Below are 16,326 nucleotides of genomic sequence, written 5' to 3' on the forward strand. Positions count from 1 at the left end.
TGGGTCAGGCCTTCACGGCGGTCATGAAGCGGTCGCGGATCACGACGGGGTCCTTGGTGATGACCGGCAGCTTGATGTTGCCGCTTTCGCATTTGCACACGATGATTGTCATCTTGCCGCTGTCGAGGGCGGCTTGCAGGGCTTTGCCGGTATCTTCGGCGGCGCATTCCACGACATTTTCGCATCCGCAGGCAGAGGCCACGGCGGCGAGGGACGTCTTCTTGCCTGCATAGGTCGGCTGATCACCGGTGGAGCCGTAAGAGCCGTTGTCGATGATCAGCAGAATGAAGTTATCGGCCACGTTGTTGGCGATGGTCGGCAAGGTGCCAAGGTTGGTCAGCACAGAGCCATCGCCGTCGATGGCGATGACGGGTTTGTCTTGGGCCAGCGCCACGCCCAACCCGATCGAGGAGGACAACCCCATCGTTCCGAGCATGTAGAAATTGGTCGGCTGATCGTCGATCATGTGCAGCTCTTGGCTGGGCAGGCCGATGTTACAGATCACGAGGTGATCGCGGATGATGGGCGCGATATCGCGCAGAACGTCAGAGCGGATCATTGGTCGCCATAGCCTCCCCAGAAGGACGCGTCGGTCAGGATCGCGACGGGTTTGTTGCACATGAACGTGTATTTCAGGATCGTGTCGAATTCGTCGGCGTCACTTTCTTTATGAAAGTGATAGGTCGGGATGTGCAGCTGGTTCAAAAGCGCCTTGGTGTGCACGGCCATTTCGACCTGACAGGCGACGGGCTCGCGTAGTTCGCCCCGGTAGCTGATGAGCATGGGCAGCGGCATGCGGTAGAACTGGGTGAGCGTCACAAGCGTGTTGATCGTCACACCGATCGCGGTGTTCTGCATGATGATCGCAGGGCGCTTGCCGCCCATGAACGCGCCTGCGCACAGGCCCATGCCTTCGTCTTCCTTGTTGGCGGGGACGTGGTGGATTTCAGGGCGGGCTTCAACCTCGTCAATCACACCGGCAAGCTGTTTGCAGGGCACGGTTGTTATGAAGGACACGTCATTGGCGATGAAATCATCGACGAGTTTGGAACTTATGGACATGGCGGCTCCGCGTTAAAGATGTCTTGGGTTTCGCCTAAAAGAGAACTTTGTGCCAGTCATATAATTTTGGCTTTTGCTAAAGTGATGTTTTAGTTTCCTTTGGTGGAGGTCTTTATGTCGATCATTCTCTTCAGGACGCTTGTCGCGGTGGCGCAGACAGGCAGTTTTCGGGGCGCTGCCGCGCAGGTGAGTGTCACCGATGCCGCTGTGGGCCAGCAGATGCGACGGCTGGAGGATCAGTTGGGCGTGGCTTTGTTCGATCGCTCGGAGAAGACGCCGCGCTTGAACCAGTTGGGCAAGGCGCTGGTGCCGAAGGCGCAGGCGGTTGTGGCGGCCTATGACACGATCTTGGATGATCTGATCGGCGATCCCCGCATGATTGGCGAGCTGACGCTGGGGGCGGTTCCGTCGTCCATTCGGGGGCTTATTCCGCAGACGGCCAAGCGGCTGATGGGGCTTTACCCGGACTTGCATATGCGCGTGGTGCCAGGGTTGTCGCCGGACTTGCTGGAGCAGGTGGAGCAGGGCGTGCTGGATGCTGCCGTTCTCAGCGCGCCCGCACGGGTGACGGAGCGGTTGAACTGGATGCCGTTCTATGAGGAAGAGCTGGTGTTGCTGACGGCACCGTCTGTGACCGAGACGGACCCGCGCCGGATCCTCGCTACGCAGCCCTATATTCGGCACACGCGCAAGGCGGCGGTCGGGGAACTTGCGGAGGCGTGGCTGTTTGCGCAAGGCATCACGGTGCAGGACGCAATGGAAATGGGATCGCTTGAGAACGTCGTCAGCATGGTCGCCCATGATTTGGGTGTTTCGGTGGTGCCGAATATGTGCGTGCCGGATGCCAGCTTTGCCGAGTTGCGCAAACTGCCGCTGGGGCCGGAGGCCCCGTCGCGTGTGCTGGGTATTCTGACCCGCGCGGATTGTTCAAAACTACAGCTTGTGCAGCGCCTTTTGGAGCAACTGAGCGCCGTCGCAGCAGGCAATCCGGATAGGTAATGCCTTGTTCTAGAGCATCTTTCCAAAATAATTGAAGCACAAAATATTTAAGATTGAAATAAAATTATCCCTGCACTACCGTTCGAGTCGTCCCCGCCTGGACTGCGGGACCTTCGATGGACTGCGCGCTGCAAACGCCTCTTGTATGCCGCCGCGTCGTAAGGAAAGCTGGAACATACGAAACCTGTCCGGTTCGCAGAGGTTGTAAAGACCCGGTCCGGAACAGATCACAACAGACCGACCGGGAGATTAGGAATGAATTTCAAACGTATCGTAAAACTGGGCTGTGGCGCGCTTGGCGCGGCGGCCGCCGTGATGGCGCTTTCAACGGCCGCGATTTCAGAGGGCCATGGCGGTGATGTGAAGATCGGCATGATCACGACATTGACCGGCGGTGGCGCGGGTTTGGGCATCGACATTCGCGACGGCTTCATGCTGGCGGTAGAGCAGTCGGGCAAGGACAATATTGAGGTCTTCGTGGAAGATGACCAGCGCAAGCCAGAGATTGCCGTGCAGCTGGCCGACAAGCTGATCCAGTCAGAGCAGGTCGACATTATGACCGGCATCGTCTGGTCGAACCTTGCGCTGGCCGTGATCCCTTCTGCGACCGCGCAGGGCAAGTTCTATATCTCGCCCAATGCGGGACCGACGCAACTGGCCGGGCGCGGCTGTCATGAGAATTACTTCAATGTCGCGTGGCAGAACGACAATCTGCACGAGGCTGCGGGCGCTTACACCAACAGCGCCGGTCTGAGCAACACGTTCATTCTGGCGCCGAATTACCCGGCGGGTCAGGATGCGTTGACCGGCTTCAAGCGGATGTATGAAGGTGAACTGGCGGGCGAGGTTTACACCCGTCTGGGCCAAACGGACTATGCCGCCGAGATCGCGCAAATCCGAGCTTCTGGCGCAGACAGCGTGTTCTTCTTCCTGCCCGGCGGCATGGGGATTTCGTTTCTCAAGCAATATGCCGACAGTGGCATCGACCTGCCGGTCGTGGGGCCTGCCTTCAGCTTTGATCAGGGCATCCTGCAAGCGGTTGGTGCCGCGGCTTTGGGTGTGAAGAACACCTCGCAATGGTCCAAGGATATCGACAATGCGGCCAACGCAGCTTTTGTCGAGACGTTTGAGGCCAAGTATGGCCGCCTGCCGTCGCTTTATGCCTCGCAGGGCTTTGATGCGGCAAACCTGATTATCAGTGCGATGGGCAAGGCCGATATCACCGATCAGGACGCGTTCCGTGCCGCGCTGCTGGAGGCTGATTTCGACTCTGTCCGTGGGGATTTCGAGTTTGGCAACAACCAGCACCCCATTCAGGACATCTATGTGCGCGAGGTCATTCAGGAAGGTGACGTCTTTACCAACAAGATCGTGAGCACCGGTCTGACCGACCATCAGGATATCTACGCAGCCGAGTGTGCGCTGTAACCTTTGAGTGTTCCTTGTGGGCGGTGGTTGTGAGGCTGCCGCCCGCCTCTTGTCAAAGGGCGCAAGATGTCAACGATCCTTCTTATCGAGCAGCTTCTGAACGGGCTTCAGTTCGGGGTGATGCTGTTCTTGATGGCGGCCGGTCTGACGCTGATTTTCGGCGTGATGGGGCTGATCAATCTGGCCCATGGCTCGCTTTACATGGTGGGCGCATTTGCGGCGGCAGGCGTTGCGGGGCTGACGGGGTCGTTCGCCTTGGCGCTGATCGCGAGCCTTGCGGCGGCGGCGATGTTTGGCGCGCTGATTGAGCTGACGGTGATCCGGCGGCTGTATAAACGCGACCATCTGGATCAGGTTCTGGCCACGTTCGCGCTGATCCTCGTCTTCTCGGAAGGCACGCGCTGGGCGTTCGGATCGTTCCCACTGTTTCTGAACATTCCCGACATGCTGTCGGGCACGGTGATGCTGCCCGGCGGGATCGAGTATTCGCTTTATCGCCTGACAATCATCGGGATTGGCTTGCTGGTCGCGGCGGGGCTGTTTCTTTTGATCTCGAAAACCCGCGTCGGGATGCGTATCCGGGCGGGTGAGAACGATCGGGAAATGATCAGCGCTTTGGGCGTCGATATCTCGGTTCTGTATACGCTCGTTTTTGCGCTGGGGGCGGCTTTGGCGGGCCTGTCGGGCGCGCTGGTCGGTGCGATCCAATCGGTTGAGGTTGGCATGGGCGAGCCGGTGTTGATCCTGGCCTTTGTGGTGATCGTGATCGGCGGGATTGGCTCGATCAAAGGAGCCTTGGCAGGGGCCATTCTCGTGGGCGTCACCGACACGATGGGGCGCACGTTGCTGCCGGTGATCTTCGGCAGTTTCATGGACCCGTCGGCAGCGACATCCGTTGGGTCGGCGCTGGCGTCGATGTTGATCTACATTCTGATGGCGGGGGTTCTGGTGTTCAAGCCCACCGGCCTGTTCGGGGAGGCCTGAGATGCTGCGCGAGACACATCTGAACGGGATAATCCTCCTCGCACTGCTGATCGTGCCACTGGTCGCACTTGCGCTGAACGAGCCGTTCATCATCACCTTGGCGACCAAAGTGACCATTCTGGCGCTGGCGGGCGTTGGGTTGAACCTCGCGTTGGGTCAAGGCGGGCTGATCAGCTTTGGACACGCGATTTTCTTCGGGCTGGGCGGCTATTCCATGGGCATTCTGGCCAGCCATGCGCAGAGTTTTACCCCGCTGATGGAGGCTCCGTTCCTGATCGAGGGCACCAACCTGATGCCAGTCATCTGGATCGTGGCCATTGTGGTAAGCTGCTTGGCCGCCTTGTTGGTAGGCCTCTTGAGCCTGCGCACGTCGGGCGTTTACTTCATCATGGTGACGCTCGCCTTCGGGCAAATGTTCTACTACTTCGCGATCTCCTGGCCCGCTTACGGTGGTGAGGATGGGCTTGTGATCTTTGTGCGCAACGAGTTTCCGGGGCTCAACACGCTGGTGCCGATTCAGTTCTTTGGCCTGTGTTTTGCGGTGCTCTGCGCGGTGCTGTTCTTTGTGTCCAAGCTGAACAAATCGGCCTTTGGGCTGGCGCTGTCTGGCGCGCATTTTAACCCAGAGCGGGCGGAGACGGTGGGCATCGACATCACGCGGGTGCGCCTTGTGGCCTTTGTGATCTCAGCCGGGATCACGGGGCTGGCGGGCGCACTTTTTGCTGACCTCAACCGGTTTGTTAGCCCCACGATGTTCAGCTGGCATACCAGTGGCCAGATCATGATTTTCATCATTCTGGGCGGTGTGGCGCGGCTTTACGGTCCCATTGCGGGGGCCGCAGTCTACATCATTCTTGAGCATTATCTGGGCGCGTTTTCCGAGTATTGGCAGATTTATCTGGGATTGATCCTGCTCTTTGTCGTGCTGTTTGCCCAAGGCGGTTTGATCGGCGGGCTGAGCAAGCGGGAGGCAGCCCATGACTGAGCCGATCCTGTCCGTGCGAGATGTGCACAAAGCGTTTGGCGCTTTGAAAGCGAGCGACGGGATTTCGCTGGACCTGATGCCGGGTGAAATCCATGCGCTGATCGGGCCGAACGGGGCGGGTAAATCCACGCTGATCAAGCAGATCGCCGGCGGGCTGACGCCCGATCGCGGGACGGTGCATTTTGAAGGACGCGAGATCAGCGGCGACACGGTGTATGAGCGCGCGCGGTTGGGGTTGGGGCGGACGTTTCAGATCTCGGCCTTGGCGATGCAGTTCACCGTGCTGGAGAATGTCGTGCTTGGGCTGGTGGGCGAAAGCGGGAGCGTCTTTCGCTTTTTCCGGCCCGTCATGAAAGACCCTGCCTATTTGGAGCGTGCGCATCACGCGTTGAAACGCGTGGGGTTGCAGGATCATGCGCAGACCAAGACGGCCGAGTTGAGCCATGGGCAGCGACGTCAGCTGGAGGTCGCGGTGGCGCTGACGCTGGAGCCGAAAGCGTTCCTGATGGACGAGCCGATGGCGGGCTTGGGCGCGGAAGGATCGAAGGCGCTGACGGGTTTCTTGCGCGAGCTGAAAGCGGAAGCGCCGATCCTGTTGGTGGAGCATGACATGGACGCGGTTTTCGCCTTGGCGGACCGGATCAGCGTCTTGGTTTACGGCAAGATTATCGCGACCGGGTCAGTGGCCGAAATCCGTGCCAATCCAGAGGTGCGCGCGGCCTATCTGGGCGACGAGGAGGTCGAGGCATGAGCGCGCTTCTGGAGCTGCGCGGGATCACCGCGACTTATGGATCCTCGCAGGCGCTCTTTGGGGTCGATCTGACGATTGGCGAGGGAGAGTTGGTGGCGCTGATGGGGCGCAACGGGATGGGTAAATCCACGACGATCAAGGTGATTTGTCGGTTGCTGGCCAATCAGGAGGGCTCGGTCTCGTTCGCGGGGCAGGACCTGACGCGGCTGCCAGCGCATCGTGCGGCGCGGCTGGGATTGGGCCTAGTGCCGGAAGGGCGGCGCTGTTTCTCGAACCTGTCTGTGTGGGAGAACCTTTACGCCTCGGCGCGGCCCGGGGATTGGACGAAAGACCGCGTTTACGGGCTTTTCCCGCGGTTGGGGGAGCGCGCGGATCAGTCGGCGGGGTCGCTGTCGGGGGGCGAGCAGCAGATGCTAGCGATTGGCCGTGCGCTGTTGACGAACCCGCGTTTGCTGATCCTCGATGAGGCGACAGAAGGACTGGCGCCGGTTGTGCGGCAAGAAATCTGGGACGCGATTGGCACGCTAAAACAGTCGAGCGGTCTGTCGATCCTTGTGGTGGATAAAACGTTGAGCGAGCTGCGCCAGATTGCTGATCACGCGACTATTCTGGAGCGGGGCACGTCGGTGTGGCATGGCGCGATTGATGATTTGACGCCGGAGCTCAAGGACAAGTATCTGGGCATCTGAGCGGTTTCTTTGGACAGAACGGACCCCGTCGCGATGAGTTTTACCTTACCGATCAAGATCGTGTTTCAGCATTGCGACCCCGCAGGGATCGTTTTCTATCCGCGCTATTTCGAGATGATTAACCTGACCGTCGAGGAGTGGTTTGCGCAGCGGTTGGGCCTGTCTTTTGCCGAAATGCACGGCGCGCGGCGTGGGGTGCCGACGGCGACGATAGAGGCGGATTTTCCTGCGCCTAGCCGGTTGGGCGATCTGCTGGAAGCAGAGCTGACCGTGACCAAGCTGGGGCGCACCAGCGTTGGGTTACAGATCACCGCAAAGGCAGGCGACGAGGTGCGGATGCAGGTGCGGTCGGTGCTGGTCTATGTCGATCTGGACACCGGGCGCCCTATTCCGTGGCCCGAGGATGTGCGCGCGCGGATGGCGGGCGATCAGGTCTAGGGCGCGCGTAGGGCGAGAGCCACGCCTTGGCCGACGCCGACACACATGGTGGCAAGGGCGAGGGTGCCGCCGGTCAGGCTAAGCTCCAGAGCGGCGGTGCCAGCGATCCGTGCACCGGTCATACCCAAGGGATGACCCAGCGCGATGCCGCCGCCATTGGGATTCACGCGCGGGTCGGTGGGGTCAGTGCCGAGGTCGTGGAGGACTGGGAGGCATTGGGCCGCGAAAGCCTCGTTCAACTCGATCACATCGAAATCAGTAGGGGTCAAGTCGAGCCGGGCGCACAGCCTTTGCACGGCGGGAACTGGCCCCAGACCCATGATGCGCGGGGCGAGGCCTGCGCTGGCGCTGCCGAGGATCTCGGCAAGCGGGGTCAGGTTATGGCGATGGATGGCGGCCTCGGACGCGACGAGTAGGGCCGCCGCGCCGTCATTGATCCCTGCGGCATTGCCTGCGGTGACGGTGCCGCCTTCGCGGAAGGGCGCGGGCAAGGCGGCGAGTTTTTCAAGCGTGGTGTCGCGGGGGTGTTCGTCTTGGTCCACTTCAATCGGAGGGCCTTTGCGTTGCGGGATTACGACGGGCGTGATCTCGCGGGCGAGCCTGCCAGAGCTTTGCGCGGCGCGGGCCTTTTGCTGGCTGGCCAAAGCGAAGGCGTCTTGATCGGTGCGGGGGACCGCGCGTTCTGTCGCGACGTTTTCGGCGGTCTCGGGCATCGACTCGATGCCGTATTGCGCCTCGATTGCGGCATTGACGAAACGCCAGCCGATGGTGGTGTCGAAGACTTTCGGGTTGCGGGCGAAGGGCGTCGTGGATTTGGGCATCACGAACGGTGCGCGAGACATGCTTTCGACGCCGCCTGCAATGATCAGATCGGCCTCGTCGCTGCGGATTGCGCGGGCGGCGGCGGTTACGGCGTCCATGCCGGAGCCGCAGAGGCGGTTGAGCGTAAGGGCAGGCACGGTGTCGGGCAGGCCAGAAAGCAGCGTCGCCATGCGGGCGACGTTGCGGCTGTCTTCGCCGGATTGGTTGGCGCAGCCGAAGATGACTTCATCCGTGGTGGCCCAATCGAGATCTTGGCGGGTGGTGAGCGCGCGGATCACATGGGCGGCCAGATCATCGGGGCGGACCGAAGAGAGCGCGCCGCCATAGCGCCCGATGGGCGTGCGGATATAGTCGCAGATGAACGCGCGGGCCATCAGGCGGGGCGCGCGATATGCGCGGTGGCTTCGATTTCGAGCAGCGCCTCGTCCTCGACCAGACCAGCGACGATCAGCATCGACATAGCGGGGAAATGACGGCCCAGCACGCGGCGATAGACCTCGCCCACCTCGCGCTGCCGGGCGAGATATTCACGCTTGTCGATGACGAACCAAGTCAGCCGGGTGATGTCTTCGACGCGGCCCCCGGCAGCTTCGACTACGACCACGATATTGCGGAGCGCTTGTTCCATCTGGCCGATGAAATCATGGCTTTCAAAAACCTGATCGGCGGTCCAGCCGATCTGACCGCCGACATAGAGCGTACCATCGGCGGCCAGCATGCCGTTGGCATAGCCTTTGGCGGGCGCCCATCCGTCGGGCTGGATTGTCTTGGCAGTCATGGCCGTTCAGAACGCCTTGAACGTCAGCGTGGTCAACGTGCGTTCGATATTGGCGATATTGGCGACGTTGTTGTTGATGAAGAGACCGATATCCTCGCTCTCTGGGATGTAGAGCTTGAGCAGCAGGTCGAACTCGCCACTGACCGAATGCAGCTCTGAATGGATCTCGCGCTTCATGATTTCGTCGGCGACGGTGTAGGTCGTGCCGGGTTTGCAGCGGATTTGAACGAAGACACATTTCATGGGCGTGGCCTTTCAGCTTTTGAGCAGGAAGCGCTGGATCTTGCCGGTCTGGGTCTTGGGCAGGCTGTCGGTAAAGACGATCCGGCGCGGATATTTATAAGGAGCAATGGTCGCTTTGACGTGATCTTGCAAGGTTTTGACGGTGTCGGGGTCGGGCGTGCCAGTGGCCAGCACCACATGGGCCTCGACAATCATGCCGCGTTCGGGATCGGGCGCGCCGATTACGGCGCATTCCGCGACATGGGCGTGGGAAAGAAGGGCGGCCTCCACCTCGGGACCGGCGATGTTGTAGCCGGAGCTGACGATCATGTCGTCGTTACGGGCAGCAAAATGCAGGTAGCCGTCATCGTCCATCCAGAAGGCGTCACCGGTGATGTTCCAGCCGTCCAGCACATAGGCCGCCTGATGGTCCGCGTCGTCCAGGTAGCGGCAGCCGGTGGGGCCGCGCACGGCAAGGCGGCCCACCTCGCCACGGGGGGCCTCCTTGCCATCTGCGTCGATGATCTTGGCGCTGTAGCCTGTCACGGGGCGTCCGGTGCAGGCGGGTTTGTGATCGTCAAACCGGTTCGAGATGAAGATATGCAGCATCTCGGTCGCGCCGATCCCGTCGAGCATGGGTTTGCCGGTTTGCTTTTGCCAGTCGTCATAGACCGGCGCGGGGAGGGTCTCTCCCGCTGAGACGGCGGCGCGCAGGGATGACAAGTCTGCGCCGTCCTCCATCGCGGCCAGCATCGCGCGGTAGGCAGTGGGGGCGGTGAAGCACACGGTGGCTTTGTAGGTCTCGATGATCTCGATCATGTTGGGGGGAGAGGCGGTTTCCAGCAGGGTCGCGGTGGCCCCGAAACGCAGGGGGAAAATCGCGAGCCCCCCAAGACCGAAGGTGAAGGCGAGCGGCGGGGAGCCGACGAAGATATCATCTGGCGTGACCTGCAGCACCTCGCGCGCGTAGCCGTCCGCGATTAGCAGCAGGTCGCGGTGAAAATGCATCGTGGCTTTGGGCGTGCCGGTGGTGCCGGAGGTGAAACCGAGCAAAGCGACATCGTCCTGACTGGTCTGCACCGCGTCGAATTGCACGGGTTTTTCAAGGGCGTGGCGGTCAAGCTCGGCGTCGTGGTTGGACGTGCCGTCAAACCCGGCGACCGTCTTGAGGTAGCGGCTGTCCTTGGCGCAGGCGGTCATCTCGTCCATCAACCGGGTGTCGCAGAGGGCGTGGGTGATTTGCGCCTTGTCGACAATGGCGCTGAGTTCCTTGGCGCGCAGCATCGGCATGGTGTTGACGACCACCGCGCCGACCTTGGTGGCCGCCAGCCAGCAGGCCACAAGGGCAGGATTATTGGCCGCGCGGATCAGCACACGGTTACCGGGTTTCACGCCCAGATCATCGACCAGCGCGTGGGCGAGGCGGTTGGTCCAGTCCGACAGTTCCTTGTAGGTGCGGCGGCGGCCATTGCCGATCAGCGCGGTGTGATCGCCGAAGCCTTTGGCGACCATCGCTTCGGTCAGTTCCACGGCTGCGTTGAGGCGGTCAGGATAGGGGAAGCCGTCTTGTGGGAGATCGGGCCAAAGCGCGGCCGGTGGCAGGCTGTCCCGCGTGAACGTGTCTGTATGGGCGGAGGGGCGCAGCATGGTGTTGGCATCGGGGGTCATGTCTGTCCTCCGGGTTTGGCTTGGGCCAGGGTTTGTCGCGCGATGATGACGCGCTGCACGTCGGATGCCCCTTCATAGATGCGCAGGGCGCGGATCTCGCGGTAGAGGTTTTCGACGGTCTCGCCGTTGCGCACGCCGTCGCCGCCATGAAGTTGCACCGCGCGGTCGATCACCTTTTGGGCCTGATCGGTGGAAAAGAGCTTGGCCATCGCGGCTTCGCGGGTGACGCGCGGGGCGCCTTTGTCCTTGGCCCATGCGGCGCGATAGACCAGCAAGGCGCTGGCGTCGATATCGACCGCCATGTCGGCGATATGGCCTTGCACCATTTGCAGATCAAACAGCGGCGCGCCTTGGACGTGGCGGGTGGTGACGCGGGTCAGGGCTTCATCGAGCGCACGGCGGGCAAAGCCGAGGGCGGCGGCGGCCACGGTGGAGCGGAAGACATCCAGCACCGACATGGCGATCTTGAAGCCGTCGCCGGATGCGCCAAGGCGGGCATGGGCGGGGATGCGGACATCGTCAAAATCAATCGTGGCGAGCGGGTGGGGGGCGATGGTTTGGAGGCGGTCGGTGACCGTCAGGCCGGGGGTATCCGCAGGGACGATGAAGGCCGACAGACCCTTGGCTCCGGGCGCGTCGCCGGTGCGGGCAAAGACGGTGTAAAGGTCAGCGATGCCGCCATTGGAGATCCACGTCTTTTCGCCGTTTAGGACGTAATGATCGCCATCCTCGGTCGCGGTCATGGTGGAGTTGGCCACGTCCGAGCCAGAGGCCGGTTCGGTCAGCGCGAAGGCGGCGATGGCCTTGCCGCTACGCACTTTGGGCAGCCAGTCTTGCTGCTGGGCTTGGGTCCCGAAAAGCGAGATCGCTCCGGTACCGAGGCCCTGCATGGCGAAGGCGAAATCGGCAAGGCCGTCATGGCGCGCGAGTGTTTCGCGGATCAGACACAGGGTGCGCACATCAAGCGGCGTGTTGGAGCCGGGGATGACGGTGGCGTGATTCAACCAGCCTTCGGCGCCCAAGGTTGCGACCAGATCGCGGCAGGCCTGATCGGTATCCGTGTGGTCGATTTGCAGCCCGCTCGCGAACGCCTCAAGGGGGTCAGCCAGAGCGCCATGGGCCGGGTCGAAAAACGGCCAGGAGAGGAAGCTGCGATCGGGCATCAGTCGCCTTTGAACTCCGGTTTTTCCTTGGCGACGAAGGCGCGGTAAGCGCGTTCGAAATCGCCGGTTTGCATGCAGATGGCTTGGGATTGGGCTTCGGCTTCGATGGCTTGTTCGATGGACATGGACCATTCCTGTGCCAGCATCGTCTTGGTCATCATATGTGCAAAGTTTGGGCCAGCGGCGATGCGCGTGGCCATGTTTTGCGCGGTCTCGTCCAGCGTGTCGGCTGGGGTGATCTGGTTGTAGAAGCCCCAAGCCGCCCCTTCGTCGGCGCTCATGGAGCGGCCGGTATAAAGCAGTTCTGCCGCGCGACCTTGGCCGATGATCCGGGGCAGGATCGCGCAGGCGCCCATGTCGCAACCGGCAAGTCCAACGCGGGTAAAGAGGAACGCGCATTTCGCCTCGGGCGTTGCGATGCGCAGGTCCGAGGCCATGGCGATGATCGCGCCAGCGCCAACGCAAATGCCGTCTATGGCGGCGATGACGGGTTTGCCGCAATTGACCATCGCTTTGACCAGATCGCCGGTCATGCGGGTGAAATTTAGCAGCTCTTTCATACGCATTTTGGTGAGCGGGCCGATGATGTCATGCACGTCACCGCCAGAGCTGAAATTGCCGCCGTTGGAGGCAAAGATCACAGCGTCGACGTCATCGGCATAGGCCAGATCGCGGAACCAGTCACGCAGCTCGGCGTAGCTGTCGAAGGTCAGCGGGTTCTTGCGGTCGGGCCGGTTCAGGCTGACCGTCGCGATGCGGTTCGCGAGCGTGCAGTTGAAATGGGTGACGTCGGTGCGCGTGCTCATTCTGGGGCCTCGCCATCCATGCGGTCGAAGCGTTCGGCGAGGTCTGCGGCTTCTTCGGCGGTGAAGTCGCCCAGCATGTCTGCGATCCAGTTTTCATGGGCTTCGGCTTGGCGGTCAAACTCCTCGCGGCCTCGTTTGGTGAGACGCACGAGAGAGGCGCGGCGGTCGCCGGGGACGGCGACGCGCATGATGAAGCCGTCTTCGGTGAGGCGGTCCACAATGCCGGTGACATTGCCGTTGGAGACGCGCAACACGCCAGAAAGCTGGCTCATCTTGAGCCCGGAGTCGTAGCGGGACAGGGCGGCCATCACGTCAAAGCGGGGCAGGGTCGTGTCGAACTCTGTCCGAAGGTTTTCGCGTAGCTGCGCTTCGACCGTGCGGCTGGCTTTGAGCAAGCGCAGCCAGAGGCGCAAACGCTCCTTGGAGGCGGGGCCGAGGGTCGGTTTGGGATCGGTCTGTGTCATATCTCTCCTCCAGAGAGGCTGAGGGCGTGGCCGTTCACACCGCGCGCGGCGTCCGAACAGAGCCAGAGTGCGGCGGCGGCGATTTCGTCGGTTTGAATGAAGCGGTCTTGCGGATTGTTTTCGCGCAGGGAGGCGGCGGCTGCGTCGGCAGTCATGCCGGTTTTTCCGACGATATTGTCGATGGAGCGGTCGAGCATCGGGGTTTCGACAAAGCCCGGACAGACCGCGTTCACGGTGATGCCGGTTTGCGCAAGCTCCAGCGACAAAGCGCGGGTCAGGCCGATCACAGCGTGTTTGGCAGCACAATAGCCCGCCACGTAGGGGTAGCCCTTGAGCCCTGCGGTGGAGGCGATTGCGATCAAGCGGCCCGTGCCTGCGGCTTGCATATCAGGCAGGGCGGGTTGCCAGACGTTGAAGACGCCCGTCAGGTTCACATCGGTCATCGCGGTAAGATCGGCGGCGGTCATTTTGGCGAACGGCTTTGCCTCTGCCGCGCCGGCATTGGCGATTACGGTGGTGATGGGGCCATGGGCTTTTCGGGCGGCGGCGAAGGCGCTTTGTACGGCATCGGCATCGGTCACATCGCAAATCTGATAGGGCAGGTTATGCGCAGCCAGCGGGGCTTCGCGGCGGCCCATGATCGTGACGGTTGCACCTGCTTGGGCGAAATGCCGGGCGATGTCCGCACCGACGCCAGAACCGCCTCCGGTCACGACGATATGGGTGCCGGTGACGCTCATACGCGGGCGGCCTCGGCCTCGCGGTCGGCCAGACGCCAGGCTTGATCGCGGCCTGCCTCATAGGGGCGGGGCCATGTTTCAAATCGGTCGCCAAGGGCGGTGGCGGCGTGCAGCGTCCAGTAAGGATCGTTGAGATGCGGGCGGGCGAGGCAGACCAGATCGGCACGGCCCGCCATTAGGATCGAATTGACGTGATCGGCCTCATAGATATTGCCGACAGCCATGGTCTTGATCCCGGCCTCGTTGCGAATGCGGTCCGAGAAGGGCGTCTGGAACATGCGCCCGTAGACAGGCTGTGCGTCGGTGGAGGTTTGCCCGGCGGAGACGTCGATGATGTCAGCGCCCGCGGCTTCGAACATCTTGGCAATTTGCACGGCGTCTTCGGGTGTGATCCCGTCTTCGCCCGTCCAGTCGGTGGCAGAGATACGCACGGACACCGGCTTGCCCGCAGGCCACGCGGCGCGCATGGCGGTGAAGACCTCAAGCGGGTAGCGCATGCGGTTTTCGAGGCTGCCGCCATAAGCGTCGTCACGGGTGTTTGAGAGCGGCGAGATGAAGGACGAGATCAGATAGCCGTGGGCGGCGTGCAGTTCGATCATGTCGAAGCCTGCGCGGTCGGCCATCTGCGCGGCTTGCACGAATTCTTTCGCGACCGCGTCCATATCGGCGCGGTCCATGGCTTTGGGCGTCGCGTTTTCGTTGGACCACGGAATTGCGGAGGCTGAGAGCAGGGGCCAGTTGCCGTCTTTAAGGGGGCGGTCCATTCCTTCCCAGCCCAAACGGGTCGAGCCTTTGCGGCCTGCATGGCCGATCTGGCAGCAGGTCTTTGCCTCGGTCTCGGTATGGATGAACGTGTTGAGCCTTGCCCAAGCGGCCTCGTGCTCAGCCGTGTAGAGGCCGGGGCAGCCGGGGGTGATGCGCCCCTCTGCCGAGACGCAGGTCATTTCCGTATAAACAAGGCCTGCGCCTCCTTTGGCCCGCTCGCCATAATGGATGAGGTGCCAGTCGGTGGGGCAGCCATCCACAGCCTTGTATTGCGCCATGGGCGAAACCACGATGCGGTTTTTCAGGTGCATGTCGCGTAGTTTGAAGGGGGCAAACATCGGGGGGCGGACGGGGCCGTTCGTGTCGGCACCCGATTGCGCCATGAACCAGGCTTCTGCCGATTTGAGCCAGTCGGCATCGCGTTCGCGCAGGTTCTCGTGGCTGATGCGTTGCGAGCGGGTGAGCATCGAGTAGTTCAGCTGCACCGGGTCCAGATCGAGATAGCGTTCGACATCTTCGAACCACTCGACAGAGTTGCGCGCGGCTGATTGCAGGCGCAGCACTTCCAAGCGGCGCTTGGCCTCGTAATTGGAGAACGCGGTTTCCAGATCGGGTTCGGTAGTGATCTCCTCGGCCAGCGCGATGGCGCTTTCGAGGGCCAGTTTCGTGCCAGAGCCGATAGAGAAATGCGCGGTGGCGGAGGCGTCGCCAAGCAAGACGAGGTTCTTATGGCTCCATTTCTTGCAAAGGACGCGCGGGAAACGGATCCACGCAGAGCCGCGGATGTGGTTGGCGTTGGTCATCAGCTTGTGACCGCCCAGATGGTCTTTGAACACCTCTTCGCAGATGGCGATGGTTTCCTGCTGGGTCATGTCGCCAAAGCCGTAGGCGTCGAACGTCTCTTGGCTGCATTCGACGATGAAAGTCGCGGTGTCATCGTCGAATTGATAGGCGTGCACCCAAAGCCAGCCTTTGTCGGTTTCCTCGAAGATAAAGGTGAAAGCGTCGTCGAATTTTTGGTGCGTGCCGAGCCAGACGAATGGGCATTTGCGCAAGTCGATATCAGGCTCGAACGCGTCCTCAAACTCGGTGCGGGTCTTGGAGTTCAGACCGTCGCTGGCGACGACCAGATCGAAATCTTCCATGTAGTCCGAGGCGGCCCCGACCTCGGTCTCAAATCGCAGATCGACGCCAAGCTCTTGGGCGCGTGCGTGCAGCAAGAGAAGCAGCTTCTTGCGCCCGATGCCGCAGAAACCGTGTCCGCCTGAGACAAGGCGCTCGCCTTTATAATGCAGCGCGATGTCGTCCCAATAGGCAAAGTTGGCGCGAATCTGTGCAGCACTGACGGGGTCATTGGCGTGCAGATTGTCCAGTGTCTCGTCCGACAGAACGACGCCCCAACCGAATGTATCATCAGGTTTGTTGCGCTCGAAGACGACAACCTCAGCGCCCGGGTTGCGCAGTTTCATCGAGATGCCGAAGTAAAGCCCCGCAGGACCGCCGCCAAGACATGCAATACGCATGGAATTGTCCTATCCCTGATGAAACGATAAGGTCAGGCT

At 61.6% G+C, this 16,326-nt stretch carries 18 protein-coding genes; 7 read left to right on the forward strand and 11 right to left on the reverse strand.

Annotated features, from left to right (window positions below):
• Positions 1-4: 4 nt before the first annotated feature.
• Positions 5-559, reverse strand: coding sequence for a sulfopyruvate decarboxylase subunit beta (gene comE, locus KUW67_RS14460; RefSeq protein WP_224826030.1), 555 nt, complete (start codon positions 557-559; stop codon positions 5-7).
• Positions 556-1,062, reverse strand: a complete 507-nt coding sequence (locus KUW67_RS14465) for a sulfopyruvate decarboxylase subunit alpha (protein ID WP_224826031.1) — start codon at positions 1,060-1,062, stop codon at positions 556-558. Before KUW67_RS14465 ends, comE begins: the two co-directional genes overlap by 4 nt.
• A gap of 114 nt (positions 1,063-1,176) precedes the next feature.
• Between KUW67_RS14465 and KUW67_RS14470 the strand changes: the two genes are divergently transcribed.
• The 7 genes from KUW67_RS14470 (at position 1,177) to KUW67_RS14500 (ending at position 7,336) form a co-directional block, all read left to right on the forward strand.
• Entirely contained in the window at positions 1,177-2,061 is an 885-nt protein-coding gene (locus KUW67_RS14470; protein ID WP_224826032.1) for a LysR substrate-binding domain-containing protein, read from the forward strand.
• 255 nt (positions 2,062-2,316) lie between these two features.
• Complete coding sequence (locus KUW67_RS14475; RefSeq protein ID WP_370635004.1) at positions 2,317-3,489, forward strand: ABC transporter substrate-binding protein; 1,173 nt, start codon at positions 2,317-2,319, stop codon at positions 3,487-3,489.
• A gap of 66 nt (positions 3,490-3,555) precedes the next feature.
• On the forward strand, positions 3,556-4,473 hold the full coding sequence (locus tag KUW67_RS14480) for a branched-chain amino acid ABC transporter permease (protein ID WP_224826033.1): 918 nt from the start codon (positions 3,556-3,558) through the stop codon (positions 4,471-4,473).
• Between the two features lies 1 nt (position 4,474).
• Complete coding sequence (locus KUW67_RS14485; RefSeq protein WP_224826034.1) at positions 4,475-5,458, forward strand: branched-chain amino acid ABC transporter permease; 984 nt, start codon at positions 4,475-4,477, stop codon at positions 5,456-5,458.
• A complete protein-coding gene (locus KUW67_RS14490; protein ID WP_224826035.1) occupies positions 5,451-6,209 on the forward strand; it encodes an ABC transporter ATP-binding protein in 759 nt (252 codons plus the stop codon). Before KUW67_RS14485 ends, KUW67_RS14490 begins: the two co-directional genes overlap by 8 nt.
• Entirely contained in the window at positions 6,206-6,898 is a 693-nt protein-coding gene (locus tag KUW67_RS14495; protein WP_224826036.1) for an ABC transporter ATP-binding protein, read from the forward strand. The genes KUW67_RS14490 and KUW67_RS14495 overlap by 4 nt, the downstream gene beginning before the upstream one ends.
• A gap of 33 nt (positions 6,899-6,931) precedes the next feature.
• On the forward strand, positions 6,932-7,336 hold the full coding sequence (locus tag KUW67_RS14500) for a thioesterase family protein (protein WP_224826037.1): 405 nt from the start codon (positions 6,932-6,934) through the stop codon (positions 7,334-7,336).
• Here KUW67_RS14500 and pcaF read toward each other — a convergent pair.
• Genes pcaF through KUW67_RS14545 form a run of 9 tightly spaced genes read right to left on the reverse strand, consistent with a single transcriptional unit; the run spans position 7,333 to position 16,287 of the window.
• Complete coding sequence (gene pcaF / locus KUW67_RS14505) at positions 7,333-8,532, reverse strand: 3-oxoadipyl-CoA thiolase (protein ID WP_224826038.1); 1,200 nt, start codon at positions 8,530-8,532, stop codon at positions 7,333-7,335. The two genes, KUW67_RS14500 and pcaF, sit on opposite strands and share 4 nt — an antisense overlap.
• Positions 8,532-8,936: a RidA family protein gene (locus tag KUW67_RS14510; protein ID WP_224826039.1), complete on the reverse strand. Its 405-nt coding sequence runs from the start codon at positions 8,934-8,936 to the stop codon at positions 8,532-8,534. Before KUW67_RS14510 ends, pcaF begins: the two co-directional genes overlap by 1 nt.
• Before the next feature lie 6 nt (positions 8,937-8,942).
• A complete protein-coding gene (locus tag KUW67_RS14515; RefSeq protein ID WP_224826040.1) occupies positions 8,943-9,179 on the reverse strand; it encodes an Lrp/AsnC ligand binding domain-containing protein in 237 nt (78 codons plus the stop codon).
• Between the two features lie 12 nt (positions 9,180-9,191).
• Positions 9,192-10,805 (reverse strand): AMP-binding protein, encoded by a 1,614-nt coding sequence (locus KUW67_RS14520; protein WP_224826071.1) that lies wholly within the window; start codon positions 10,803-10,805, stop codon positions 9,192-9,194.
• Positions 10,806-10,822: 17 nt separating this feature from the next.
• Entirely contained in the window at positions 10,823-11,989 is a 1,167-nt protein-coding gene (locus KUW67_RS14525) for an acyl-CoA dehydrogenase family protein (RefSeq protein WP_224826041.1), read from the reverse strand.
• On the reverse strand, positions 11,989-12,795 hold the full coding sequence (locus KUW67_RS14530) for an enoyl-CoA hydratase family protein (RefSeq protein ID WP_224826042.1): 807 nt from the start codon (positions 12,793-12,795) through the stop codon (positions 11,989-11,991). Before KUW67_RS14530 ends, KUW67_RS14525 begins: the two co-directional genes overlap by 1 nt.
• Complete coding sequence (locus KUW67_RS14535) at positions 12,792-13,259, reverse strand: MarR family winged helix-turn-helix transcriptional regulator (RefSeq protein WP_224826043.1); 468 nt, start codon at positions 13,257-13,259, stop codon at positions 12,792-12,794. The genes KUW67_RS14530 and KUW67_RS14535 overlap by 4 nt, the downstream gene beginning before the upstream one ends.
• On the reverse strand, positions 13,256-13,999 hold the full coding sequence (locus KUW67_RS14540; RefSeq protein ID WP_224826044.1) for an SDR family NAD(P)-dependent oxidoreductase: 744 nt from the start codon (positions 13,997-13,999) through the stop codon (positions 13,256-13,258). The genes KUW67_RS14535 and KUW67_RS14540 overlap by 4 nt, the downstream gene beginning before the upstream one ends.
• Positions 13,996-16,287: a bifunctional salicylyl-CoA 5-hydroxylase/oxidoreductase gene (locus KUW67_RS14545; RefSeq protein ID WP_224826045.1), complete on the reverse strand. Its 2,292-nt coding sequence runs from the start codon at positions 16,285-16,287 to the stop codon at positions 13,996-13,998. Before KUW67_RS14545 ends, KUW67_RS14540 begins: the two co-directional genes overlap by 4 nt.
• Between the last annotated feature and the right edge of the window lie 39 nt (positions 16,288-16,326).

The sequence above is a fragment of the Cognatishimia sp. MH4019 genome, from assembly GCF_020177595.1.
In the GTDB taxonomy this organism is placed as follows: domain Bacteria; phylum Pseudomonadota; class Alphaproteobacteria; order Rhodobacterales; family Rhodobacteraceae; genus JAHTBL01.